The organism is Sphingomonas prati (assembly GCF_014643515.1).
In the GTDB taxonomy this organism is placed as follows: Bacteria; Pseudomonadota; Alphaproteobacteria; order Sphingomonadales; family Sphingomonadaceae; genus Sphingomonas_R; species Sphingomonas_R prati.
Genome location: NZ_BMJP01000008.1, coordinates 1 through 24,844, shown reverse-complemented (window position 1 = coordinate 24,844; position 24,844 = coordinate 1). Strand labels below are relative to the sequence as shown.

Here is a 24,844-nt window from a genome sequence, read left to right as displayed (position 1 = left end):
GGTGTTCCAGCGTCCTAACGCAGCCGGCGATGTAAGTAGTTTTCGTCGAACCCGGCGATCTGAATAAGCTTGGCGAGGTCACAAATCACGACGCTGCCGCGCCCTAGACTCATCGCGCCTTCCAGCCGCAATTCCTTCAGTACGCGATTGATGTGCACTGCGGTCATTCCCAGTGCATCGGCAAGCACAAGTTGTGACAGCGGCAGCGCAAACTCGTCATCGTAGGTCAGACCGATGCCGCGCGCCCTGAGGTAGAGTTCACAGATGAGATGCGCTACGCGCTCGATCGAACTTCGCCGTCCCATGCTCACAATCCACGCGCGCATGATGCCTTCGTCGACAAGCTGCGCAGAATACATCGCCGCCGCGATGTTCGGATGCCTTTGCATAAGCGCCTGCATGTCGCCTTGCGACACTCTGGCTACCAGCGCTGACGTGAGCGCCTGAATGCCGTGATCCATCTCGGCCAGCAACTTGATGTGCAGGTCACAGGCATCACCTGGCATCAGAAACGCCATGATCTGGCGGGCGCCGTTCGGCAGGATCTTGTACCGGCACGCCCAGCCTTCGAGCACGATGAACATTGGACCAGTCTCGTCCCCCTCGCGGATCAGATCCTGTCGTGCGGCATATCGGCGCGGTTGCGACGTAACGCGTTCGAGCTCGGCTGCGTCATCGAGCGAGAGTTCGGCCAGGCCGCGCAATTTTTGAACGAACCGATTAATCACGCAGCACCTTTATCTCGTCCTAGTTTGCACAGATATTGCTTGAGCTTATTGCCATTTGTTATGATGCCCAACTTAGCTGGTAGAGCTGACTTTTATCCGAAATGAACTTGCCGTAAGCGAACATCACCGCGGCGATATCTTCACCGCGCAGTCCCTGCCGGCGAGCACCCCCAGCATTCGCTGGCAGGGCAACTTCCATGACATTCGATTGTACGCCTGACGGCAAGATGTGAGCCACCCATGGCGTACGATATGATCGTGATACGTGAGGCAATGGGGGTCGATAAACAGGTTAGATCAGACGCGACAGATATGACCACTACCTGACTTGGGGATGCCGGGAGGCTCGCGTGGGTCGTCTATAACGAAGCAAGACCAGACGAGCATCAGTTTTAACGCTTGATTGACAATAGACGACCCTCAAGCAGTCAGCTGACTATAAGCGCTACGCGATGCCCCGCCAGCCTGCGCAACGAGGGCGGTCTGGCGGGGACTGCGCGGAAGACCGACTCAACCGCGGTCTGCCGAAATTACGTCTGTCCCATTACTGGTCAACTAGCGCTAAGTCCTATTAGTCGCAGACTTCGGCGCCTTGGTCCGTTCGCCCCGTCGGTCCGGAAAGCCGTCGCCGACGGGGCCGGCGGCAAGTCGGTTACCGCACCGCGCACTGACTCACTGGCCAAACTCCGGTTCCCGACGATTCCTTACAGTTACGGCGAACCGGTCGAATGTACGGCTCTGTCGGTCAATTTATCTGGCGAGGCAGCAGGCAACGTGCCGCCTCAACCGGTCGGCAGATTAAGTGCCGACCGTTCCGAGCACCGTAGCTCAAGGATTTGGCGTTACCAAAACCGCCTCCAGTCAATTTCTTCAATAGCACGCCGAAAGACGTGTCGTTGCTCGTCGTTCGTCAATCCCCCCGTTCCACGCAATGCGTCAGCGACGCGTAGCCTGAGCAGCAACCTAGCCCCGCCGCCACATTTCACCGTCGCGAGCAGGCACTGAAAGTTGCTACTGTCATCGTAATCGGTCAGTCGTTCATCCAGTCGCTTCTGTGCGTAATCAGCCACTTCAAGCATGCCGCCCTCCGATAAGGTTGCGCTCGGCTGGATTGAAAAAGTATCGAGATGCACTTCGTTGCCGTTCTTCAGCCCAAGACCGGTACCGCTAGTCTGGTACAGTTCCGTCCACCTGACTGCGCCTCGTAAAGCATCATATCGACGCTCTCGAGCCAGGCGGTCAGGGAGCCGATAGCAGGCGATAGTTCCACGACGCCAAAGCTGGCTGTGACCCGAAGCTCACCTCCGTTGGGCAGGTGCATTGGGCGCGCGGCAATCGCGTTGCGCAACCGCTCCGCAGCCACAAGGGCGTCGGCGCCTTTCGTCTCGGGCAGGAGCAGTGCGAACTCCTCACCGCCCAGGCGCCCAAACAGATCGCTCGGCCGCAACATCACCTCCGCAATCTCGGCGATCTGCCGGAGCACCTGATCGCCGACGGCATGGCCGTACGTGTCGTTGACCGATTTAAAATGATCGACGTCCAGCATGACGAGCGAACTTGGCCGGTCATAGCGGCGGCACCGTGCAATCTCGCGTTCCGCCTGCTCGACGAACCCGCGCCGTGTCAGCGCGCCGGTCAGATGATCGCTCTGCGCGATCTGCCGCAGCTCCAGCTCGTCGCAGACGATATTGGCGAAATTATTCAGGATCGCGATGTCGGCGGGGCTGAACTGCCGAAGCCGGGTATCCATCGCACATAAGGCACCGACATTGTATCCCTCGGGCGTGCGCAGCGGAATGCCGGCATAGCTGCGGATATGTGGCGGCCCGACGACCAACGGGCTATCGGCAAAACGTGGATCGTTAAGAGCGTCCTCTATTACTAACGGTTCGCGTTGCCGGATCGTGTGCGTGCAGAAGGAGACGGATCGAGGTGTTTCCGTTACGCCTATGCCGCGTTGGGCCTTGAACCACTGGCGATCGCGATCGACCAGCGTCACCGTGGCCATCGGCACCCCCAGCACGGCTCGCACCAGCGTCACGATCTTCTCAAACGGTTCTTCGACCGCGGTGTCTAGTACGTCCAGCCGGTGGAGCGCCGCGATCCGGGCGTCGTCGTCATGGAGCTTGGTGTCATCCACGTGGCGAAGCCTCCATCATGGCATGAATCGCTGCTGTAAGATCCTTGGCGTAGCTATCGACGAGAGTGCGCACACTGGCATCGACCATCTCCTCGTCGAGTCCTGCCGCGCGAAAGCTGGCAACAAGCTCCAGTAAGTGCGCTTGGTGGCGATACACGCTGTCGAGAAGTTGCGATGGTATCTCGAGGGGTTCGGCCGATGTTGGGGTGGGTTGAAGTTGATCGATGCGCACGGGATCGCCTTCTTGGTTACAATCCCCTGATCCTAAATCATATGGGTTAACAGGTTAAGAATCACGCAGCTGCAAGCCGTCCTCGAAAATGTGGCGACTAGCCAGGCGAAAAGTGCAGCACGTCCGCCGCACGAGAGCTAGCATCCGGCCCCATAGGTTGCCTACAGGACCGGATCGAGAGAGTAGACTAGCACCTAGCTGAGGTGAGATTCAGGCCTCGCCGCTGTTGTCATCGGCTTCAGTCGCCGGCGCGACGGTTTTTGCTTTGGAGCGGTCACCTGCCGACTTGCGGGGCTTCGAAGCCTTCTTCTCAACCGTGGGCTCTGGAGTAGCCTCAGCCTTCTTGCGGCCTAGACCGAAGGAATGCGCCAGTTCACGACGTCGTGCGCTGTAGGCTTGCGCCGTCATCGGATAGTCGGCGGGCAGATTGTATCGGTCACGGTATTCGGCGGGCGTCAGACCGTTCTGCGCCAGATGGCGTTTCAGCATCGTATAGGGTTTGCCGTTGATCATGGACAGAATATGGTTCGGATTGGCCAGTGATTTCCGGGCAGTCGTCGCAGGCTCATACGCTTCTACTTCGACTGGTTCGGGCGCACCGATGTTTGCAAGCGCGTCGTAAACAGACTTGATGAGGTTCGCTACGTCGCCGGTCGCCACGGTATTGTTTCCAACGTGCGCGGATACGATGTCGGCGGTGATCGCCAGCAGGTCGGTGTCGGGGCTATCCATTCTTAAATCCTGACACATTAGGGGACGTGTCTCTTAGAAGAAGTGTATCAAAGCGCAATCAACTTGGCAGTCAGCTTTCAGTCGAATTACCGATCACTGTGATCTGCATATCGACGGCGGATACTTCGACCCTTAATCTCTTCTACTTTCCGACCTAGCGGCACTGCGACGGGTGACGCGCCGGACACCATCATCGCCGTCGGAAGGCACAACAGCTGTGTCATGGTCGCCCTGCCTCAGAACTGGCAACGGGTTCACGGATTAAACCTACCGCTCATAGCCGCCTGGCTCCGGCCAGATGGCTTGACCAGCACGCGTAACGTGGCGCTCGATGTACAGGGCCTTCAAACAGCTTCGGGTCAAGCCGGCTACATTCATCGGATGATGATTGAGCACTAGGGGCCGTCACGGAACCGTTCGACCAGTTCTTAAACTCGGCCGTTGTAGAAATGCCAGGCGGCCGGGTGCTGTTCAGAATGTGTCCCGTTTTGGACGCTAATCCAGACGATCCTTGGATGGTTAACATAAATCAGGAACGTAGCGGACGACTGGCGATTGATGATGCCGGGAGCTGCGTATGTGTCATGTCCTTATCATCGAAGACGAATGGGTGATTGCCGATTTGATCTGTGACTATCTCGGCCAGATCGGGGCGATGTCATTCGACATTGCGGTAACGGAACGCGAGGCGATCGATCTTGCGGCTCTGCGCCGGCCGGACGTGATAACGTCGGACGTGCGGTTGATCGAAGGGACTGGCCCGCGCGCTGTCGCTCTGATTCACACCCAGCTAGGCCTTATCCCGACGATCTTTATCACGGGCTCGCCGAGCGAGTGTGATCCCGCCGTGCCAGCGGTTGCCATCCTGCCAAAACCGATAGCCAGTCCAGCGCTTCTGGCGGCTTTTGCCATGGCGCGAGCTTCGCTGAAACGCTGACACAAAGGCCGGCTGGCTTACGAAGCGAAACGAGTTCGCTTGAGGCGAAGCGTTACAATCAGCCCGCCCGTTGACCAATTGTAGTCGATCGAGCCGCCCAACTGGCCGGACACGCTACGTTTGATGAACTGGCAACTGAACCCGGCCGGAGAACAACGGTTTGTTGAACATTGTAGAGCCTCGTGTCGCAAAACTTAGGACATTTGCAACAGAGCGCCTGGCGCGTTGCAGCCTCCCATCCCGCTATCCAGTCTGATCCGTCATCTGGAGCAGCGGCTGAATTGCCAGCACTGCTTGCGTGCGGTTCAGTACGCCCAGCTTTCGAAAGATAATGGTCAGATGCCCCTTGATCGTCACTTCCGACACATCCAGTTCCAAAGCGATGTCTTTGTTTGGATGCCCGTGCGCCAGCGCTAGCAGCACCCGGCGCTGCGCCACGGACAGCGTCTCCAGTCGCGCCTGAGCCGCCTCGATCTCGTGCGCTTTCGTGCTCTGCGGTGGGAAAATACGTTCGCCTGCCAGCATTCGATCTACCATCTCGGCCAACCGATCTAGGGGCTGCGTCTTCGACAGAAAGCCTTGCGCGCCCAGCACTCGTGCCGCCTCCATGTTTTTGACATCGCCGAAGCCAGAGATGATCGCGATCGGTACGTCGCCAAGCAGGTATTGCAGGCGAAAAAGGCCGGAATATCCGGCGCTGTCGGGCAGTCGGTAATCCAGCAGGACGAGCCGCAGTCCCTCCGTCTCGCGACACGTCGCTTCCGCCATGGACAAGGAATTAGCTACGTGCACCTGCATGTCGGGATGACGGGCATGAATGGCGAGCTGTAATGCATCGCCGATCAGCGGATGGTCGTCGACGATGAGAATGCGCGCACTGGCCACGGCGAAGTTCCACCCTCTTATTCGCTGGCGTAGAAAATTCGAGTTGCAGTTGCCACTCCCGCCTGTTCAGCTCTTACGATCCGGCGATCGTGTATGCAGTCTTGACGCGTGGAGAAAGCACAACATTTGGGGAGCCGTCAGAGGCCACGCGGGGGTTTATGAAGTACCGGACTATTCCGCGCCCGCGCATCCCTGCGACCCGCTCCCGCCTGCGGATGATAGCCCCGATGCTTTCGAGTTCGGTCATAACGCTGCTGATGGTGCTGGAACTGATCCCAAGCTGACCACCCAGTCCATCACGCCGGAGCAAAATTTCGCTAGTGTCAGTACAGAGGTGATGAACGCACCGTGTCCAGACACGAACGGCAACCCGAGGTCGCTTGGAATGTCGCGTAAGGTACTCAACCACCCGATCATTCTGTTCGCGGGTAAGCATGACGAAGTTCCTTCACCGGCGTGACCAGCTATCATCCTCATAAATTAACGACGGGATTACAAGATAGCGGTCATCCATCGTCACGACCCGCTTGCCACCCAAAACTGGCAGACCGGCAGTGCGGGCCGGCAATAAGACGACGATCAGGCACTACCGCTACAGTCTGCTGCAACCAATCGTTACCGGATCCTCTCGACGCTTATAACGGTCGCTATGGTAGCTCCGCCATGATCAAAGGCCTCTTTGGAAAGCGCCGCGTCGCGTGCCGCGTCTTCATTGGCGTAAAGCCCATCATAGAAGCATTCGACCCTCTTATCGTTTGGAAACAGGCTGCTTACAGTCACTCTCCAGAGCTTCCTGACTATCAGGGCATCTAACATTCCGAGGCTCTATCGCTGCGCATCGGCGGCAGTTCCGATTTGCCGATCACGGCTTCCTTCCCCCGTAATGGGCAGAAAAATAGCCGACAAAGCTGTCGTATCCCCGCATCAGATCGTTGTTGGCAGTATCGCAGTCGAGGCGTGACAGTTTCAGGTTGAGTCCAACCAACGCGTCAAGCCTCGGATTGTCGTTGAGACTGGTTCGCTCCCGTATTCGTCTGGACGAGCATTTCTCTGATGGGAACGCCTCGAGATGGGTTTGCGTGCCAGCGTCCATTCGCTTCTCCCATGTCGGCCTGTGCGTGAGACGCCTGTTCGTTGAACAGGGGCTTGGAGTGGCACAGGAGATGGTCTCCAGACGGCGGCCAGATCGCTCAGGGCCGCCGCTGGAGTGACGGCATGTGCCTAACAGGCACAGGCGACCGCTCTTGATCTATAGGGTGCCCAGACGGCATCGCGCTAGGTGTCGGTGCGCAAATGGAGGACGAACAGGCTGAAGCGGGCTTCAGTCGCGGCAGTCGCGCGCGCATGGCCTTCGATCCGTGCTATGCCGTACTATCGCTGACGATCCTACCGAGCATCCGGCGACTGAGAGATCCAGCAAGTCTCCCGCTTAGTAGGAGAATGAACGTGGTTCGGATATCCGAAGCGGCATACCTCCGGCAACGTGCGCGATCGTCGCGAACGGCCGCGCGCAACGCGACAGACATCTGCGCGCGCAGCGCGCATGTACGTCTTGCAGACGCGTATGACGAACGCGCCCATGTTGACGACCTGGCTTCGGCAGCTCTGGTACGGAACACGTTTCAAGGGCGTTACCGCCGCGCCGGCTCCCAATTCTAGATGAATTTTTATGCGGGGGCGTAAGGTGGCAAACAGACCGGGATCAGTTTCCTTCACTGAGCGGCAGGCGGTACAAACCGACGATCTTCTGCTTCGCGAGACCATTCACCGGTGTAGCAACGATCTGCAGCTTGTCGTGAGCCTGCTGTCTCTTCAGAGCCGACGTGCGGCCAGTGAGGAGACGCGTCAGGCGCTTACAGACGCCATGGAGCGCGTTGCGGTTCTGGCACGCTGCAGGAGCACGCTGTATCAGGACCGTCAACTATCGCTTGAGGCGGCCCTACGGCAGGTGTGCGAAGCCTTGCACGCTCAGGCCGAACCACGTTCGATCCTAGTATCCCTGACAGTTGCGCAGGAGGTTGACGGTCTCTCGTCGACGCAGATCACCACCCTGGCCCTTGTCGTGAACGAGCTCGCGACGAACGGGATCAAGCATGCCTACGAGGAAGGGAAATCCGGGTACATCGAGATCACACTGGGGCGGAACGCCAGCCAGGACGTTACAATTTTCTCGATGACGATGGGCTTCCTTTCCCCGATCCAAAATACGCCGCTGCCGATGGTCTCGGCCTGGGACTTGCCAGGCGGCTGATGGCATCGATCGGGGGGCTGTTCATCATGCCGTTATCGGGCGCAAAAGCGTTCGAGTTGAGGTTGCCGATCACAATTGTTTAACTTCACAATCCCAGGATTGTGAAGGCATCTTTAAACGGAATGCTATCAAAAATACGACCGTTGGCATCAGCTATGTCAATATAACCTCGAAAGTCAAGCTTACTGCGCAACGCTTCTTCCGCAAAAACGTCCCAGATACTTGACTTTGCGATCAACCGAGCTGCCGCTAAATCGGGAGCTTCAAAACCTTCTTCGTTGTAAGTGTCAAATTGCGTGTCGTGCAAGTGGAGAAGATAGTGCGGCATTGATGCGACGTGCTACAATTCTTGGCGGGATGGAATTAGCTAAATCAATCTCTGCACATGATGGATCGAAGCTAAACACGCGTTCCATTCTATAGAAGGTCAGTTCGACCGATCTTCTTTTCATAAACCGTGGTCGAGGGCGGGGTGAGGAACGCGTTGAACCATTTCTTAACGATCGCGTATCAGTTTCATAGTGCCTACTTTTGACGACGAATACCGAATTGCGTGACCGCACCCCCATAAGGAGGCCATGCTTCGAGACTGTCCTTAGGCAGGCAACGATTTGGGCCGTTGTATTTCTGGGCTCGAACTATTTCATGGCGACCTGCGTCGCCACGCCGCGCGGAGTGATCGTCATCACGCCGTCCTCGATCGTGACACGGCCCAACCGCGCGATCTCGGACTGTCCGAGCAGCGTGTAGGGCATACCGGGCTGACCGATCCGCATCGTCAGACGGCCCAAACTCTGCCCGCCGATCTCGACCGATGTGACGCGCGCGACGCCGACCAGGGTGTAACCGCCGATGCCGATCGCGGTCTCCTCGCGATGCACGGCACGGTCAGCTCCAGTCGCCCGCGCGTCGTCCGCCGACAGGATGCTGTACGCCGAACCAGTGTCGATGATGGCACGGACGGGGACGCCGTTGACGACCAGCGACGCGACGAAGTGCCCGCCCCAGGAATCGCGATCGATGCGCATGACACGTGGCGTCCCGAGCGCGACCGGCTCGTCGAGATAGCCCGCGTCGATCTCGATGCGCGGTGCGGGCGGCGGCGGCGCGTAGCTCAACAAGACGACCGTCGCGCGCTGCGGCTCGATGCGGGTGACGAGGGTTCGCGACAGCACGTGCCCTTCTTCGTCCTCGTCCGTGGTCTCGGTGGTGGTGATCGCCGCCAGGCCCGGCGTCGCTTCACCCCCGCGCCATGCGGCGTCGACGATGCTCGTCCGTCCGTTGACCATGGTGACAGTTCGCACGGTGTTCGCAGGCACGTCCTGCCGCTCCCCGCCGGTCTCGACGCTGACCTGGGCGGCGGCGGGTGGCGCGGCGAGCGCGGACCCGAGGGTGATCGCCATTGCCACTGCCTGGACTGTTGCCCTAATGGCCATGGCCTTCCTTGCTTTCTCGCGCAGAAACGTCTGTTCCTGAGAATACCGAAAACCCTGCCGTTCTTGTGTTTACATTTCGTTAGCGCGCCGCGCGGCGTGACCCGTCTCATGTCGATACACATGTCGATCGGCGATAGGGATCCCCCAATCCGCACTGCAGCAGCATCCGGTCCGGCGAACGGGGATGAATACCGCTGTCCGGGTTCCGGGACGAGGTAGACCCAAAGTCGGTCATTCGTGCAGGTTTGGAAAGCCAGGCAGTAGGCTGTCCAGCAGATAACAGTGGTTGAACACTGGAAACACTAGATTGTCGCAGAACTTAGAACATCTGCAACAAAGAGGCTCACGCGTCGCAACTTGCCCATCCCGCTACCCAGCCTAATCCATTATTCGGAGCAGTGGCTGAACTGACAGCACCGCTTGGTGCGGTTCAGCACGCCCAGCTTACGAAACATAGCGGTCAGATGCGCCTTAATCGTCGCTATCGACACATCCAGTTCCAATGTGATTTGCTTGTTCAGATGCCCTTGCGTCAGCGCTAGCAGCACCCGGCGCTGCGCGACGGACAGAGTCTCTAGTCGTGCCTGCGCCGACTCGATCTCGTGTGCGTTCGCGCTTTGCGGCGGAAAAATGTGTTCGCCCGCCGGCATTCGGTCCACCATATCGGCCAACCAATCTAGCGGCTGCGTCTTCGACAGGAAGCCTTGCGCGCCCAACACCCGTCCCGCCTCCATGATTGCAACGTCGCCGAAGCCAGAGACGATCGCGATCGGTACGTCGCCAAGAAGGTATTTCAAACGGGAAAGTCAGGAATATCCTGTGCTGTCAGGAAGGCGGTAATCCAGCAAGACGAGTTTGAGGCCCTGCGTTTCGCAACACATCGCCTCCGCCGCCGCTAAGGAATTAACCACGTCCACCTGCATGTCAGTATGACGGGTATGAGTAGCGAATTGTAACGCATCCCCGATCAGCGGATGGTCGTAGACGATGAGTATGCGCGCACTGGCCATATTGATGATCAACTCCGTTGGTCGCTAACGCAAACCAGTTAATGAACCATCTGCCAGTCCCGCCTGTTTAGCGAGTACAATCGGGATCATGTCTGCACTGAGTTTGCTCTTCTTGATTCCTACGAATGGCACCATAATCGCCAAATTACTGGAAGTATCCAGATTATCATCAGTCCGGCGGACGACGATCGCTGATCGCTGATCGCTGATCGCAACCCTAGATCGAGACCTATGTCGGGCGCGAGACAAGCCCTGCGCAAAACCGGAACGCCCTCCGATCAAAAGGTTTTGTAGAGCTTCAGCCGCTTTGTTAGGAGCCTGTCTCGAGCGATGAAACCGTGCGGGCGCTAACGAACACGAGAGCCATGTCGCTGAGGGCATACACCGTCTATTATAGAAGCGTTGTAAATTTCTAACCAAGCCGTCTGCGGTTGATTTCATATAAAGCCAACCTGGTCTCTTCGGGGTTTTGGTTATTTCTTACTGTGCCAATCTTCTGCAAAGCGTCATCCGTTAAAAGGCTTATTAGTAGGCGAGCGGATATGCCGTTCCTTCCTTTAGCAAGTTTGCGTTCAAAGTCTTCTGTATCTGTATGATGGGTCATTAGCTCATCCAATCACTTTCAGTGACATTGCAGGACGTCTATTCCAACGGCAACGGTAGTGTACTCTACATTCAACAGAAGCTTTGCCGAATTTTATCGCAGGTTTGGAAATCAGCTAACGATTGGCTTTAGACGCCTCTCATTCAGTCAAGATGAGCCAGCGCGCGGTTGATGGCCACTTCGAGCTCGCCGAGCCGAAACGGCTTTCTAAGCACGATCGATCCAACATACGCGTCGTCCATGCCGCGTGAGCCGTACCCGGTCGCAAACACGAACGGCACGCCCCGCGCACGCAGGCGGTCAGCAATCGGAGAACTGCGCTGACCGCCCAGATTCACGTCAAGAATTGCAAACGTCAGTTCTGCCGTATCGGCGATCGGTAAAGCTTCGGAGACGCTCATGGCGGTGTCGATCTTGGAATAACCAAGATCGATCAGCATGTCCTCGACGAGCATCAGGACTGCACTCTCGTCTTCGACGACCAGAACGCGGCAGTCCGCGGGGGTTACGGGCATTACTGATGCATCCTAATTAGCGCTATGATCGTCAGCGGCAGAAAGCGGCGCTTTTATCGTACAGTTTACCCCCTTGGGTGCGTAGATAAGTTCGACGTGGCCCCCCAACTCTCGAGCGAGCTGGCGTTCGATCAGACGTGAACCAAACCCTTTGCTGCTCGGCTCAGTAACGCTCGGTCCACCGCGCTCCTCCCAAATAAAGTTCAGCTGATCGGCCTTTTCTTCGCGCTCGACTGACCAACGAATTGCCACGGTGCCGTCCGGCACCGAAAGCGCGCCATATTTCACAGCGTTGGTGCAAAGCTCGTGGAGCGCCATCGACCAGCCCAGCGCCATCTTGGGCGTCAACCGTGCCTCCGGCCCTTCCACGGTGAAGGGATTAACGTCGCCGCCGCAATGCGCTGCGACCGCCTCGAGAACAACGTCGCGTAGCTGCGCGCTTTCCCAGTTCTCGCGGGTGAGAACGTCATGGGCTATCGCGAGAGCGATAAGACGGGACTCGAACAACTCCCGCTGTTCAGGAGAAGCTCCCGCGCCACCCCGATCCCGAAAGGTCTGCATCGCGATCGACTGTACCGTGGCGAGCGTGTTCTTCACGCGATGGTTCAGCTCGTTGATCAAAAGGATCTGATGAGCTGAGGTATCGCGCAGCGCGTCCTCCATTTCCCGACGATCATCAATGTCGATGACCGTACCGATATAACCCAGGAAATCGCCCTGTGAGCCGAAACGAGGAGAAGCCGCGTCAATCGCCCAGCGATACTCACCGTCGTGGCGGCGCAATCTATACTCAACTCGAAAAATCTCATGGTTGGCATTTGCAGAAACGAAGGTCTCGCCCGACCAGCCGCGGTCGTCAGGATGTACAGCCTCCAGCCAGCCAAAGCCTTCGCCTTCAGCCTCGCTCTGACCAGTGAAATCGTACCACGCGCGATTGAGGTAGGTGCAGCGCCCTTCTGCGTCCGTCACCCACATCATCGTCGGGGCATGATCCGCCATATTGCGGAAGCGGGCTTCAGACTCGCGAACTGCCCCTTCAGCGCGAACACGCTCCGTAATATCAAAGCCGCCAACGAAGATGCCCGTGACCTTGCCCGAGTTATCCCTGACCGGCTCTACCAGGAGGTCGATCGATCGATCACCATCTTCGCGATCGAGGCTGACCGACATGGTGCGTCGTGCGAACGGTTCGCCACTTTCATACACGCGGTCAAATATTTCGTAGAATCCCTGGCCAGCAATGTCTGGGAATACCTCGCGAAACGCCTGCCCCATGAAGTTCCGATCGCCGGAGATCTGGCGATACGCGTCGTTGACATACTCGTAGCGATGCTCCGGACCAGTGAGCAACGCAGCGAAGCCCGGCATTTGTTGAAGCATCCGCTTCTGGCGCTCGCGCTCGTCAATCAGCCGTCGCTCGGCGAGAAGGGTTTGCGTCGTCTCGGCACCGGCGCAGAACATACCGGCAATTGCGCCAGTCTCGTCCCGGATGGGTGAATACGAGAAGGTGAACCAAGCTTCCTCAGGGTAACCGTTGCGCTCTACGACGAGCGGCAAGTTTTCAGACCAGGTGGACTCCCCGCTCAACGCTGCGTCGATCAGCGGCTTCAGGTCATCCCAAATCTCCGGCCAGACTTCACGGAACGGGCGGCCAAGCGCGTCGGGATGCTTCGTCCCAAACACCGGCAGATAGCCATCATTGTAGAGAAAGCTGAGCTCCGGTCCCCATGCAACGAACATGAGATGCTTGTTTGCGAGCATGATGCCAACGGCCGAACGTAGCGATTGCGGCCATGTCTCGGGTAAGCCCAGCGGCGAGGTCGCCCAGTCATGGGCGCGAATCAGCGCACCCATCTGGCCGCCATCAATGAAGATCATGTCGGCAACGGTCCCGCCTGCCCCTCGATGCCTCAAGCTGTCCGTCATCCAATCTCCACGATCAACACACACCTGCATTGAACCCCTGCACTGCGTTCTACCGCTCCCGGTCAACGCTGCTGACCCGCTGGTTGTGCCGGTGCACTACAAAACTAGCAATGTCAGCTTGACGCCATTCAAAGAACGGACAGTCGTTGAGCATCGTAGCGGAGCGCTCGTCGCGTGACTCCGTCATCGCCACGTGACCATGCACTCGGACGTAGGATTGTTATCCACGAACCATCATGTCGTGCCGGCCCGCGTAGTAACCAACCCAATTCTTTGAACGCCTTAGCCGTTGGCTGCGCCGTCCCAAGCGGATGACGACACGGCATCCTATGGCGGAGAAGCAGCTAACCCCCGGCAGATGTGCTCCTTCGCCCGTCAGGTCTTCCAACATTCATTAGCTAGGCAACTTCAATGCTCTGCGTTAATGATGCGCCACATGAGAGCATCCGTTGGGCCGATGCCTATAAGTGGTTGCGTGCTTCCGCTCCGGAGCTGGAGTGCCTGTTTTGCATCTGACACATAACACCGGTGTAAAGCTTTTTGTGAAGCGTTTGACGGCCCGCTCAGTGCTAGCGAACGCCGAGATAACGGCAATTCTAGGCCTTTGCGGCACCCTGAAAGACTACCGCGCCTATGAAGATCTTGTAAGGGTAGACGAAACGGTCGATGGTCGTGAATGGGATAGTCGGTCGGTTGGGTCAGAACCGCGATGGCGATCAACAGATTACTAGCCTATCGATTTCCGGGGATATGATCGACCTGACTTCCGTTGTCAGTCCGAAGGTTGGTTGTGGAATTACAGTACTTTCTGACGCAACGGTGCTACGTATTCCGCATATTCAAATTCGCCAGATCGTTGCGCAGTATCTCGGTATCGCGGCGGCCTTCTGGCGTGACAGTGTCGCGGATGGATCGATTCTCTTGGGATGGGTCGTAAACGTCGGACGGCGCGATGCACTTCCTTGTCTGTGTCACCTTTTTTGTGAGATGGGGATCCGCTCGGAGCTCGCGGGCTTGGGCGACCGAACGTTCTACAATTTGCCGATCGTCGAGAATGATTTGGGCGATGCCACGGGCTTGACGGGTGTGCACGTGAACCGTGCTATGAAAAAGCTGCAGGACGGATCAATTCTTGAAACGTAGGGAAAGAATGTAATTATCCATAGTTGGCAACGCATAGTCTCGTCTGGAAATTTTAACAACTCATTCCTGTTACTAAATCGAGCACCTTCTCGAGGTGCTGAACTTTTCAATAGCAATCCTCGGGTACTACAATCACGTATTATTTGCGTATTCCGTCTCAAACTACGCCTGCATACATTAGCCTACTTAAACCCATCCAGATTGTGAGCGTGGTATGTACGTTTTGAGGGAGCAATTATGCTACGATATCACTTAAATATGATTGAGAAGGTGACAGTTCCGGATGAAACTGGCATCGAAAAGTCCAATCTCGATGACGCGAAGTTCGCGGCAATTGCCGCGGCTCGGGATTTGATAGCAACCGATATCATTGCAGGTGTTCCCATTCATGGCAGTTATCGCATTGAAATAGCTGATTCCACTCGGCAAGTTATACACATAGTGCGGTTTGATAATGTTATAGATTTTAGATCTTGAGGCGCGATAAACTTATGTCTTGGAAACATCCCTCCACTATGTGCCAAAGGTAATTTTGTGGGTGTGGGGACTCCCTTGGTCTGCTTATCATTTAGTCCTATTGCACTTAGCCGAACATATAATCTAAACACTATTCGTTACTGTATAGGGAAAAACTATGGGAATCTCCGACACCGATCTGCTCGCGATCACCAGCGACATCGTATCCGCCCATGTTGCAAATAACATCGTGGCGGCGGCTGATTTGGCTGGCCTCATTAAGTCTGTTTACGAAGCGCTTGCTACTGTTGGTGAGCCGGAACCGGTTGAAGCGGAAACGTATGAGCCTGCGATTACGGTCCGGAAGTCGTTGGCCAATCCGAACCACATACTGTCGATGATCGACGGTAAGCCGTATACGATGCTAAAGCGCCATCTTGCGCTGAATGGCCTGACACCGGCTGAGTATCGCGAACGATACAATCTGCCCGCCGACTACCCGATGACGTCGCAGGCTTACAGTGAACGGCGCCGTGAACTGGCACATTCTTTTGGCTTGGGCCGTAGGGGGGCCAAGCGAGTTGCCAAGCCTGTCGTTGAATAGAAGACATTCAAGTCACGCAAGTCACCGGTCGATCGTTTCAAGGCGGCGAACACCGTCGACTCGACGGCTGAACCCGCTGATTGCCTAACCGTATGAGACCCGCTTTTCTCCAGCTCGTCCTGCCACTCCTCGCCGGCTGCGCCGCGACCAGCGTGATCGAGGCCTAGCTTCAGCCCCCCGGCGTCGCATGGGGCGTGATACTAGACTCAAAAGTCTGCATTACGCAAAAAACCGCAGCAAATGCTTGGTGGCGGAGTATGCCGCCACAGTTGCGATGGTATCTCAACGGGGCCGCCCGACGCTGGCGTTGGCTGAAGTTGATCGATACTCAGTAAATCACCGTCTTCGTTACAATCCCCTGACTCGAGGTCGTATTGGTTAAACCACTGAAATTCATGCGCTGCAGAAGCTGTCGCGACGTATGTGGGCAAAGGAGCTGGAGCACGTCCGCCGGAAGACGTGACGGCACGGGCATCCTGAGGCCTACCCCCCAATCCCGCTATCCGGCCTGATCCATCGCTTGAAGCAGCGGCTGGATCGATAGCACCGCCTGGGTGCGGTTCCGCACGCGAAGCTTGCGGAAGACTGCCCTCAAATGCGCCTTGGTTGTCGCTTCCGACAGATTCAATTCCGATGCGATCTGCCTGTTCAGTTGCCCGCGCGCCAGCGCCAGGAGCACCCGGCACTGCGCGGCGGATAACGTCTCCAGCAGTGCACGCGCCGCGTCGATCTCATGGGCGGTCCCCCTCTGCGGCGGGAAGACGCGCTCACCTGCCAGCATCCGATCCACCATCTCGGCCAGCTGATCCAGCGGCTGCGTCTTCGACAGGAAGCCCTGCGCGCCGAGTACCCGCGCCCTCTCCATGATCGAGGCGTCTTCGAAGCCGGAGATGATCGCGATGGGAACGTCGACGAGTAGATACTGCAGGCGTAATAACCCGGAATATTCGTTACTGTCGGGCAGCCGGTAATCCAACAGGACCAGCTGCAGGCTCCGAGTTTCGGGACACATCGCCTCCACCGCTGCCACGGAACTGGCCACGTCCACCTGTATGTGAGGATGGAGGGCATGAATGGCGAGCTTCAACACATCGCCGATCAGCGGATGGTCGTCGACGATAAGGATGCGCGCACTCGCCACGCTGGTGACCCACTACTATTATTGCCGCCCATAGCGTACGTTTTTCAACCAATTCAAGTCGACCGCTAAATTCGGCTAATAATCAGGACTCATTGATTGGGGCGCCGCAATCTGATCCACACGCCGTAAGGAGGCCCAAGATGAGTGAACTGTACTAGCTGAATGACGAGCAAATGTTAACCGCGACAGATCGGGTGCGATCTCTCCCGCATCTACATACTGCCAGACAAGCGCTATCGAACCAGTTTCATCGCTTCGATTATTAGCGGTTCTTTATAGACCAATTCTGCCAAATATCATAATACTCATGAACATCATTAACCTCTACGTCTTTATTCTCGTCCCATCTCGCGCTCTAATTTAAATGGAATAAAGAATAAACCAGAGATGAGGTCCCTTTGAACGATAGCCGTCAGTCTCAGACTAGCCCCCTGCTTCAGCTCGATAAGTCCGGGTAATTCGCGAAAGCACATCAAGCAATGGTGACGTCGGATCAGCCGCGATGACAACCCTTCCGGGCACGATCTGTTCAAAATTTGGGACTTTTTCGGTGATTTCAGCCGCTAAGCGCACTCGATAATTGGCCGAGTTCGGGATGAGTGCGCCATTCATCTCGGTCACTGCCACTGGCCCGCCGTTGACCGAAGCGAGTTCCTCACGGTCGATACGCTCGGCTGCACCGTGCGTGCGTTCAACCAGGCGGACCCGGTATGACCGCTGCGTCGGGTCGTTCGGGATAAACCGGCCAGTTGCGCCTATTTTGATGAGGCGGATGTCCTTTTCCGCGACATAAGCCTGGACGTCGCGAAACCCTGGCGTGACGAGTCGGGCAAGGATCTCGCTCCCGTTCAACCAGCGCCCGCGGTGGAGGCCGAGATCAAGGTCCACGATCATGCCGTCGGTATCGGCGCGCAGGACAAGTTTTGTCCGCCGCGTCTCTAATCCCGCCAGCGCATCGCGCTCGGCGATGCGTTCGCGTTCCAGCACCGCACGGTTCGACAGGTCCTGCGCGTCGGCCATCGCGCGGGCCAACTGAGCCTCGATCCGCGTCAGCGTGACCCCGCGCCGGGCGATCTGCCGGTCGAGGTCGGGCGATGCCAGCGTAAATAATGCGGTCCCTGCGCGCACCCGCTGGCCCGATGTCACATGAACAGTCTCGATCCGCGCGACGTCGCCCGCAACTAGCGGCGTGTCGCCAATCGTGACCATCACCGCTGGAGCTGTTATATGACGCTTAATCGGCAGCGCGAGCAGTAGAATTGTACCGCCGGTAAGCCAAAGCCACCAGCGATGGCGGCCTCGATGTCGGATCGCGGACGCGCGGTCATGCCATGCTTGCATCTCGTGCCAAATCGGCCGACCGATAAAAACGACCATCTCAACCGCGAACAGTAGGATTCCCAGCGCTTTGAAGAAAAAGTGATAAACTAGAAGCGCGATGCCGACATACAGCACCAGCCGGTACAGCCAAGTGGCGAACGCGTAGGCAATTAGCCCGAGATGGACGGGGTTGGGCAGGACTTCCGGTCGCGGCTCGCTCAGGTCGAACAGTCGCTCCCGCAGCCACCAGCGTCCCAGTGCAAACGACCGCATCTGCAGGTTGGGGACGCCGAGCATATCCGACAGCAGGTAATAGCCGTCGAACCGCATGAACGGGTTGAGGTTGACAACCAGCGTCATGATCCAGCTGGTCGTCCCGACAATGAAGGCGACGCTGCGCAGGATCCCGTCGGGCAGCGCGAGCCACGCCAGCACCGCAACCGTCGCCAGCATCAGTTCGGCCGTCACCCCGGCGCAGTCGATCAGCAACCGCTCGCGCCGCGACCGCAGCCGCCAGGCCGAGGTCGTATCGGTATAGAGTACGGGCATCATGACGAGGAAACTGACCCCCATCGTCGGCACGCGGCACCCGAAGTGGGTTGCGGTATAGGCATGCCCTAGTTCGTGGACAAGCTTCACCAGGATCAGCGAAAACCCGTAAGCAATTGCACCTTCAAGCGAGAAGAAGTACAGGAAAGAGCCAATGAACGCGTCCCACTGCCGCGACACAAGTAGGAGGCCCAGGACACCCGCGGCCAGAAAGACCAGCAGGGCGACTTGCGACCACAGCGGCGCGACGCGCGACACCGTTCGTTCGAGGAACGCGCTTGGCCGCACCAAGGGCACGCGGAAGAACAGGTAGTTGTCGAGCATCCAACGCCACCAGTCGCGCCTGCTGCGCTCGCGCTGCGCGGTCAGCGACTGTACCGCATCACCCGCCGGACGTTGGGTCAGTCCGTTTGCGAAGCAGAATTGGATCATCGACTTTAACGCCCCGTCGGCGGCCTCGCCCGCATAGCCCTGACGTCGGAGTTCGGCCCCAAGCGCGGGCGCCGACCGGCCGCGCCACAGGGACAGGATCGCCATCTCGGTCTGCCCGATTTGAAAGAACATGTGGCGGACGGGATCAAAGATCGTCCAACTCGGGGCGCCGCTGACCAGCGGCGCCCCGCGCTCGATCCGCAATTCCTGTCGCAGCGGGGGCAGCGGCAAGTCAGGTACCTGAACGATAGTCGGCATGGCTGCGCTCAATAGCCGATCGTCTGGCGCAGCGCACTGATCGGGCGGCGCAGCACGGAATAGATCAGCGGCACCCAGTTGCCCTCCACCCGCGCGGTGCCGCGGGCACCGATGTCAGGCGCGCCGCCAATCGGCTTGGCGACGAGCGCAAAGGCGAGAACATTCCCGGCAGTCTTTCGCGCAGCATAGCTCGCGCTTTCGAGCTGACCGCCGAGGGCCCACAGCGGCTGGCCGTCGAGCCAGATCTTAACCGGTGATCCGCGTTCAACCGAAAACTGTTCGGCGGCGGGCAGGTCAATGCGATAGCGAATCATCCGCGGGTCTGTGATCTGGACGATGGGGTCGCCGACGTTGACGGCGCGCCCTTCGAAATCGCGCCGATCCGAATAAATCGCAATCCCGTTGCGCGGCGCTTTCAGCACCGATTGCGCGAGCAGGTCGCGGGCATAGTCATATTCAGCCTGGGCCAAGTCGCGCTCGGCCTGCATGATTGCGATCTCGCGCGATTCTCCTGCGGCACCGAACGCCGCACTCGATGCCCGCTCGACCCGCGCGCGCGCCACCGCCAGCCGCTCGGTCGCGAGCGTTAGTTCGTTACGCGGACGAACGTCATCGAACCGCACCAGCGGCTGTCCGGTCCTGACAAAGGAGTTTGGCGCTATCTCAATCCGCTGGATGACACCGGAGAAGGGCGCGCTGAGCGTAAACGGGCGATCGGCCACGACTTCGACCGGCGCAAGCGCGCTGAGGCGAACGGGGATCAGAGCCAATACGCCCAACGCAACCGCGATTCCCCGGCGCTCACGGCGCGTGATCTTGCGGACTCGTTGGATCGGGCGTGGCCCCTTCAGCGCGCGCCAGCCATGTCCGGCGGTATCGGCAATACGATCGAGGCGGAACCGGTCCTTTTCCTCTAGTGGCATGTCGCCTGCGATAAGCAACCCGGCGAACGCTTCGCCCACAATGTCGTGCAGCGGCTGGAAGTAGAGATGCGCGAACGGGAAATCGGCAAAGGACACGTTGGTATCAACGATATGTGCATCGATCGCCATCGCGCCATCGCCATTCGCCGAACGCGCACGATCAACGGCACGCTCGATCTCATGGATGAGTGGTGCATTTCGGTCGATCATGGCGAGGCCTGATGCCGTGACAACCTGCATCGCGTCGCGGACCCTTGGAATCTGCAGCACGAATAACTGCCCGTAATCGATCAGCCGGCGGGTTTCGTTCGCTAGGAAATAGATGAGTTCTATTTCGGTTGCTTGGCGACGCAGGTCCGCTTCATACTGAAGCAGGGCGACAAGGCTGGCGGAATCGCCCGGAGCGGTACGCGGTACCCAGCTCATTTCAGCTCTGCTTGCCATCGCTCGCCGTCGGCATATCGAACTGGGCGCTGCCGCTCATACCGGGAAGCACGGTGCCGGTCCCGCGATTGAGGAAGCCGATTACCCGCAACGTCTTGCTGACCGGATCGACCGAGGCGCCGAGCCGCGTGATGCTCGCGTTCAGCGTCGCGCCGGTCTCGTCGATCTTGAATCGGAACGGCGTGCCCGGGGTTAGCCAGGTTAGCCAGCGGCTAGGCACGATCAACTGTACTTCTAGTTCGTTGCCGTTCTGAATCTTCATCAGTGGTGCGCCGCTGGCGGCGACCTCGTGCTGGTGCGCCACCTGCTCGACAACGCGGCCGGCAAACGGTGCCCGGATCGCGCAATCGGTCAACCCGCTTGAAATCGCGGTCGCCTCGGCCGCGGCCTTGGCCATGTTGGCTTTGGAGACCGCTACGTCGTTCGTGCCGATCGCCTTGTAGGCGTCGAGTTCAACATTAGTTTCATAGGTCTTGCGATAGGCAGCGGTGGCTGCATTGGCCGCGTTCAGCTGCGCACGGGCCTGCGAACAGTCGAAGCTCGCAAGCACCGCCCCGCTGCCGAAACTCTGGCCGAGCTTGTAGGGCATGGAGGTGATTCGAGCGGTAATCCGCGACGCGATGACGGCTTCCGCCTGCGACTGGATGACGCCGCGCGCTTCGGTTTCGGGCGCGGAGCGAGTGGCAGCGTGAGCGACCGGTGCGGGCGCGGTTGCGGCCAACTTCTTTTGTGTCTCGGCGACCCGCGGCGCGTCGGTCGGCCAGCGTGGTTCGGGATTGCTCGTGGCAAGCGCGACCGACACGCCGGCAACGGCGACGATGGCGGCCCCCGCCAGCCACTTCGCACCGGTACCGGATCCACGTCGGGCAGCGCGGACCGTCGTCCGGAACTCGTTATCCTGATCCATCGCTCGTCAATCCAGCTTGAGCGCGGTTTCACGCTCGTTCCATAGACGCGTTAGCGAAGCCGCCAACGTACCAACGGGCTCACGCCCGGTCACATCGGGGCTGAAATGATCCACCCCCATTGCCGAATACAGATTCGCGTAGGCGTTCTGCACCTCGGCATAGGCGAGATCATACTTAACTTCGTTTACCAAAGTGTTCATTTCCTCGCGTAGCAGCGTCTGCTGGCTGATTGCGCCAGCGGTGTGGCCGGACCGAATCTGGTACATGATCTTACCCTGTACCTGGTTCTGCTTCGCGGCGGTTGCTAGCTCGTTCGTCAAGTGCATGTAGCGCGCGCGAGATACGTAGATCTGCGTCATTACCGCCATCGTCAGCGCAAGTTCGCGCTGACGGATCATGGTCGCCTGTGCCTCGACCGCGCGCTTCTGAGCAGGCAGGCGGAACACGTTGAGCAGGTTGAAGCTCGCCCGCGCGCCGTAGTTGATCCAGTCGTTGTTGAAGAGGAAGTCGTTTGAATCAGCGTTGACCCCGACGATGGCACGGAAGCTGGGCAGGACGCTCAGCAGCGCCGCGTCGAGCTCACGCTTGTTGATACGCTCGCGGTAAGACACTTCACGTAGTTCGGCGCGGTTGCGCAGCGCGGTTAACACCATAGCATTGTTGTCCATCGCGAAAGTCGGCGGAACACCTTCACGCTTGGGCAACTGCAATGCAAACGGCGTTCCGGGGGTCAGGTTCATCAATGCGGCTAGCTGCGACTTCGCGACTACTAGTTCGCGCTGCAGCCGGCGGATCTCGGCTTGGATGTCGATCAGCTCACGCTGGTAGGTCAGCGCGGTCAGCGGTGCGGACAGCCGGCGGGTGGCAAGCTTCTCGGAATTGCTGAGGGTCGTCGAAACACTTACTTCAAGCTGGCGCAACTTAACGATCAGACGCTCAGCGCTGACCGCTCGCCAATAGGCGACGCGGACATCTTCGATGATGCGGTTCGACACCTTGCGCCGCCGTTCCATCGCGATCAGCACTTCGTCGCCTTTTTGCTTAGCGCGTACATACGACAGACCGAAATCGAGTACGTCCCAGCTAAGCGTCAGGTCGCCGGTAAATATGTTGCGTTCCTGCGAGGTCGATGGTTCGAGCGACTGGCGTCCCGACAGCAGCGATAGCGAACTCGCGCCCGCAAAGTTGTTGCGACCCGCATAGCCCCCGGTCGCCACGAGTTGCGGCAACATGTCGTAGCGCGTCAGATCGAGTTCGCGCGACTTCAGCGCTTCTTCCATCATTTCGACCTTGTAGTCGAGATTGTATTTCAGCGCGCGCGCCATCGCCTCGTACAAGCTGATCGCGCTGATGACCGGCTCTTGGTCGACTGCGACGGCCGCGACATTGGCGGTCGCGCGCGTCGTCAGTTCACTTAACGTCAACGGTTTCGGAGTGACCGAGCAGCCACCCAGCAGCGCGCCGGCTAGAATGATCGGCACATAAACTTGCCTGGTCATAACGACGTCCCTCTCCTTCAGTCTGCTGGTCGTCTTCGTCATCCGAATGCTGCCGTCAATCGGGCCGCTTCACGGGCGGCCATGGTCGCCTCGGCCAGTGCCAACGCGTCCAGTGACGGGGCACTTGATTGCGTCCGGCCCATGGCGGCGGGATCCAGTTGGATTTCGCCCGTCGCGCCCTGAATGACAACACCGGTATCGACATAGCTGTTGTCTGCCCGCACCGCACGGACGATCAGGCGGATGGTTTCTGCATCGGGCGGCGTCTCGATGATGGCGAGGCCGCGGGAGTCGAAGCGGATCCAGTCGGGCAGTGCCCGACCGTCGGTCATGCGTAACCTGAACTCAACGAACGGCGCGTCGTCACCAACCTCGGCGTCACGAACCTCGACGTAGATCGTGCGGTGACGGACGACCGATTCAATCACGATCTCGCCGTCGCCCTGCGTCCGGACCGAGAAGCCGGTCAGCCCTTCGACCGCGAAGTCGTCGAAGCGGCGGTCAAACAGCCGGCTTAGGCCGACGCGAAGGTCGGTCCGCCGCTCGATCCGCGCGACCTCGTCCCCGACCGGCGAGCCGTTGATAGCAGACGTGCCGATGCCGTTCAGCGGCATCAGTTCGTTCACCGCATCAAGGATCGGCCCTTCAGCGCTCACACCGTCGGTCAGGTCGGCGAGACCACCGAGCGATCGGATCTCCTTGATCGAATTGAGCAGAATAGGGTCGGTAGCGATGAAGCTAACGAGAGGACTCGTCAGGCTAGTAGCGTCCGCGCGCGGCAGAATCATCCCGGGACGACCGATGGCGAGCAACTGGCTCACATCGGCGGTCGGCGCAGCGCCTACCACAACCGTCAGGGTCGAGGTCGTACGTTCGCCCGCCGCGTCTACGACGACGTAGGTGACTACCGCGATACCGTCGAACGTTGGGTCGGCCAGATAGGTCAGCGTCCCGTCGGCGTTGATTGTCACGCTGCCGCGGTCGGCTGTTGCCGATGCGATGCTCAGGCGATCGCCATCGGGATCGGAGGCATTGGCCAGCACATCGACCGTGACCGGTTGGCCCGCCACCGCTGCCACCGTTTCCCCGGCATCGACCGGCGCACCGTTGAGACGCGCCGCGACGCCAACCGCGACACTCGCACCGGCATTGCCGCCGCGGGCATCCAACACGTTGTAGGTGATCGTGTCCGGTCCGCTGAATCCGGCTCTTGGCGTGTAGGTCAGCGTGCCATCGGCATTGATAACAACCGTACCGTTGGCTGCACTGGCCGTGCCGAGGGTCAGAGCGTCGCCATCGACATCACGGTCGTTTGCCAAGACGGAGATGCGAACGAATGTGTCCTGACGGGTTGTGGCAACATCGTCAATCGCAATTGGTGCGTCGTTTACGGCGTCAACCGACACCATGACGCTTGCAGTACTGGTCCCGCCACGCCCATCGGACACGGTATAGCGGATAACATCCGTCCCGTTGAAATTTGTCGCCGGCGAGTAAGTCAGCGTACCGTCGGGGTTGACCACGACAATACCGTTGGTTGCTGTCGCCGTCGTCACCGTCAACCGATCGCCATCGGCGTCACGGTCGTTCGCCAGCACGGCCAGCATGATTCTCCCATCCTCTGAGACAATCGCGGTATCGTTAGCAGCGACCGGCGCGTCATTGCCCGCCGTGACCGTGACCGCGACGCTTGCCGAAGCACTTCCGCCGCGACCGTCCACGACCGTATAGCTGATCGTATCGGCGCCATTGAAGTTGGCGTTTGGCGTGT

The 24,844-nt window shown here is 58.7% G+C and carries 24 protein-coding genes; 5 read left to right on the top strand and 19 right to left on the bottom strand.

Annotated elements, in window-relative coordinates:
* Positions 1-14: 14 nt before the first annotated feature.
* The 5 genes from IEX50_RS16520 to IEX50_RS16500 form a co-directional block, all read right to left on the bottom strand.
* Complete coding sequence (locus IEX50_RS16520) at positions 15-728, bottom strand: Crp/Fnr family transcriptional regulator (RefSeq protein WP_229674135.1); 714 nt, start codon at positions 726-728, stop codon at positions 15-17.
* A gap of 58 nt (positions 729-786) precedes the next feature.
* Positions 787-927, bottom strand: a complete 141-nt coding sequence (locus IEX50_RS16515; protein ID WP_188699523.1) for a hypothetical protein — start codon at positions 925-927, stop codon at positions 787-789.
* 948 nt (positions 928-1,875) lie between these two features.
* Positions 1,876-2,868, bottom strand: a complete 993-nt coding sequence (locus IEX50_RS16510) for a sensor domain-containing diguanylate cyclase (RefSeq protein ID WP_157177891.1) — start codon at positions 2,866-2,868, stop codon at positions 1,876-1,878.
* The gene (locus IEX50_RS16505) at positions 2,861-3,100 is read right to left on the bottom strand and encodes a hypothetical protein (RefSeq protein WP_157177890.1); all 240 of its coding nucleotides are present in this window, start codon (positions 3,098-3,100) and stop codon (positions 2,861-2,863) included. Before IEX50_RS16505 ends, IEX50_RS16510 begins: the two co-directional genes overlap by 8 nt.
* 210 nt (positions 3,101-3,310) lie before the next feature.
* Complete coding sequence (locus tag IEX50_RS16500; protein ID WP_157177889.1) at positions 3,311-3,832, bottom strand: Ros/MucR family transcriptional regulator; 522 nt, start codon at positions 3,830-3,832, stop codon at positions 3,311-3,313.
* 577 nt (positions 3,833-4,409) lie between these two features.
* Between IEX50_RS16500 and IEX50_RS16495 the strand changes: the two genes are divergently transcribed.
* The gene (locus tag IEX50_RS16495; protein WP_157177888.1) at positions 4,410-4,769 is read left to right on the top strand and encodes a response regulator; all 360 of its coding nucleotides are present in this window, start codon (positions 4,410-4,412) and stop codon (positions 4,767-4,769) included.
* 243 nt (positions 4,770-5,012) lie between these two features.
* Here the strand turns inward: IEX50_RS16495 and IEX50_RS16490 are convergent, their stop codons facing one another.
* Together IEX50_RS16490 and IEX50_RS16485 are read right to left on the bottom strand one after the other, a co-directional pair.
* Complete coding sequence (locus IEX50_RS16490; protein ID WP_157177887.1) at positions 5,013-5,654, bottom strand: response regulator; 642 nt, start codon at positions 5,652-5,654, stop codon at positions 5,013-5,015.
* An 862-nt stretch (positions 5,655-6,516) separates the two neighbouring features.
* Complete coding sequence (locus IEX50_RS16485) at positions 6,517-6,747, bottom strand: hypothetical protein (protein WP_157177886.1); 231 nt, start codon at positions 6,745-6,747, stop codon at positions 6,517-6,519.
* Positions 6,748-7,449: 702 nt separating this feature from the next.
* Here IEX50_RS16485 and IEX50_RS16480 point away from each other — a divergent pair.
* Positions 7,450-7,905 carry a histidine kinase dimerization/phosphoacceptor domain -containing protein gene (locus IEX50_RS16480; protein WP_188699521.1) on the top strand — a complete coding sequence of 152 codons (456 nt, stop codon included), beginning with the start codon at positions 7,450-7,452 and terminating at the stop codon, positions 7,903-7,905.
* 85 nt (positions 7,906-7,990) lie between these two features.
* Here the strand turns inward: IEX50_RS16480 and IEX50_RS16475 are convergent, their stop codons facing one another.
* The 6 genes from IEX50_RS16475 to IEX50_RS16450 all read right to left on the bottom strand — a co-directional run bounded on the left by IEX50_RS16475 (position 7,991) and on the right by IEX50_RS16450 (position 13,348).
* Complete coding sequence (locus IEX50_RS16475) at positions 7,991-8,233, bottom strand: DUF6894 family protein (protein WP_157177884.1); 243 nt, start codon at positions 8,231-8,233, stop codon at positions 7,991-7,993.
* 310 nt (positions 8,234-8,543) lie between these two features.
* Entirely contained in the window at positions 8,544-9,308 is a 765-nt protein-coding gene (locus IEX50_RS16470; protein ID WP_157177883.1) for a retropepsin-like aspartic protease family protein, read from the bottom strand.
* Between the two features lie 419 nt (positions 9,309-9,727).
* Positions 9,728-10,138, bottom strand: a complete 411-nt coding sequence (locus IEX50_RS16465) for a LuxR C-terminal-related transcriptional regulator (protein WP_157177882.1) — start codon at positions 10,136-10,138, stop codon at positions 9,728-9,730.
* A 9-nt stretch (positions 10,139-10,147) separates the two neighbouring features.
* Positions 10,148-10,363 carry a hypothetical protein gene (locus IEX50_RS16460; protein ID WP_188699518.1) on the bottom strand — a complete coding sequence of 72 codons (216 nt, stop codon included), beginning with the start codon at positions 10,361-10,363 and terminating at the stop codon, positions 10,148-10,150.
* A 735-nt stretch (positions 10,364-11,098) separates the two neighbouring features.
* Positions 11,099-11,470 (bottom strand): response regulator, encoded by a 372-nt coding sequence (locus IEX50_RS16455; RefSeq protein ID WP_157177880.1) that lies wholly within the window; start codon positions 11,468-11,470, stop codon positions 11,099-11,101.
* A 12-nt stretch (positions 11,471-11,482) separates the two neighbouring features.
* Positions 11,483-13,348, bottom strand: a complete 1,866-nt coding sequence (locus IEX50_RS16450) for a PAS domain-containing HWE histidine kinase family protein (RefSeq protein ID WP_188699516.1) — start codon at positions 13,346-13,348, stop codon at positions 11,483-11,485.
* A 798-nt stretch (positions 13,349-14,146) separates the two neighbouring features.
* Between IEX50_RS16450 and IEX50_RS16445 the strand changes: the two genes are divergently transcribed.
* The 3 genes from IEX50_RS16445 to IEX50_RS16435 all read left to right on the top strand — a co-directional run bounded on the left by IEX50_RS16445 (position 14,147) and on the right by IEX50_RS16435 (position 15,599).
* The gene (locus tag IEX50_RS16445) at positions 14,147-14,539 is read left to right on the top strand and encodes a cyclic nucleotide-binding domain-containing protein (RefSeq protein ID WP_157177878.1); all 393 of its coding nucleotides are present in this window, start codon (positions 14,147-14,149) and stop codon (positions 14,537-14,539) included.
* 237 nt (positions 14,540-14,776) lie between these two features.
* Entirely contained in the window at positions 14,777-15,016 is a 240-nt protein-coding gene (locus IEX50_RS16440) for a DUF6894 family protein (protein ID WP_373285336.1), read from the top strand.
* A 157-nt stretch (positions 15,017-15,173) separates the two neighbouring features.
* Positions 15,174-15,599 (top strand): Ros/MucR family transcriptional regulator, encoded by a 426-nt coding sequence (locus tag IEX50_RS16435; RefSeq protein WP_157177876.1) that lies wholly within the window; start codon positions 15,174-15,176, stop codon positions 15,597-15,599.
* 499 nt (positions 15,600-16,098) lie between these two features.
* Here the strand turns inward: IEX50_RS16435 and IEX50_RS16430 are convergent, their stop codons facing one another.
* The 6 genes from IEX50_RS16430 to IEX50_RS16405 all read right to left on the bottom strand — a co-directional run.
* Positions 16,099-16,740 carry a LuxR C-terminal-related transcriptional regulator gene (locus tag IEX50_RS16430; RefSeq protein ID WP_157177875.1) on the bottom strand — a complete coding sequence of 214 codons (642 nt, stop codon included), beginning with the start codon at positions 16,738-16,740 and terminating at the stop codon, positions 16,099-16,101.
* Positions 16,741-17,163: 423 nt separating this feature from the next.
* Positions 17,164-19,299, bottom strand: a complete 2,136-nt coding sequence (locus IEX50_RS16425) for a biotin/lipoyl-binding protein (protein WP_157177874.1) — start codon at positions 19,297-19,299, stop codon at positions 17,164-17,166.
* 8 nt (positions 19,300-19,307) lie between these two features.
* Complete coding sequence (locus IEX50_RS16420) at positions 19,308-20,648, bottom strand: efflux RND transporter periplasmic adaptor subunit (RefSeq protein ID WP_184075350.1); 1,341 nt, start codon at positions 20,646-20,648, stop codon at positions 19,308-19,310.
* Between the two features lies 1 nt (position 20,649).
* Entirely contained in the window at positions 20,650-21,468 is an 819-nt protein-coding gene (locus tag IEX50_RS16415) for an efflux RND transporter periplasmic adaptor subunit (protein ID WP_157177872.1), read from the bottom strand.
* 111 nt (positions 21,469-21,579) lie between these two features.
* Entirely contained in the window at positions 21,580-23,115 is a 1,536-nt protein-coding gene (locus tag IEX50_RS16410; protein ID WP_229674134.1) for a TolC family protein, read from the bottom strand.
* Positions 23,112-24,844 (bottom strand): cadherin-like domain-containing protein (locus IEX50_RS16405; RefSeq protein ID WP_188699514.1); only part of this gene is annotated, 1,733 nt, incomplete at its 5' end. The genes IEX50_RS16410 and IEX50_RS16405, both read right to left, overlap by 4 nt.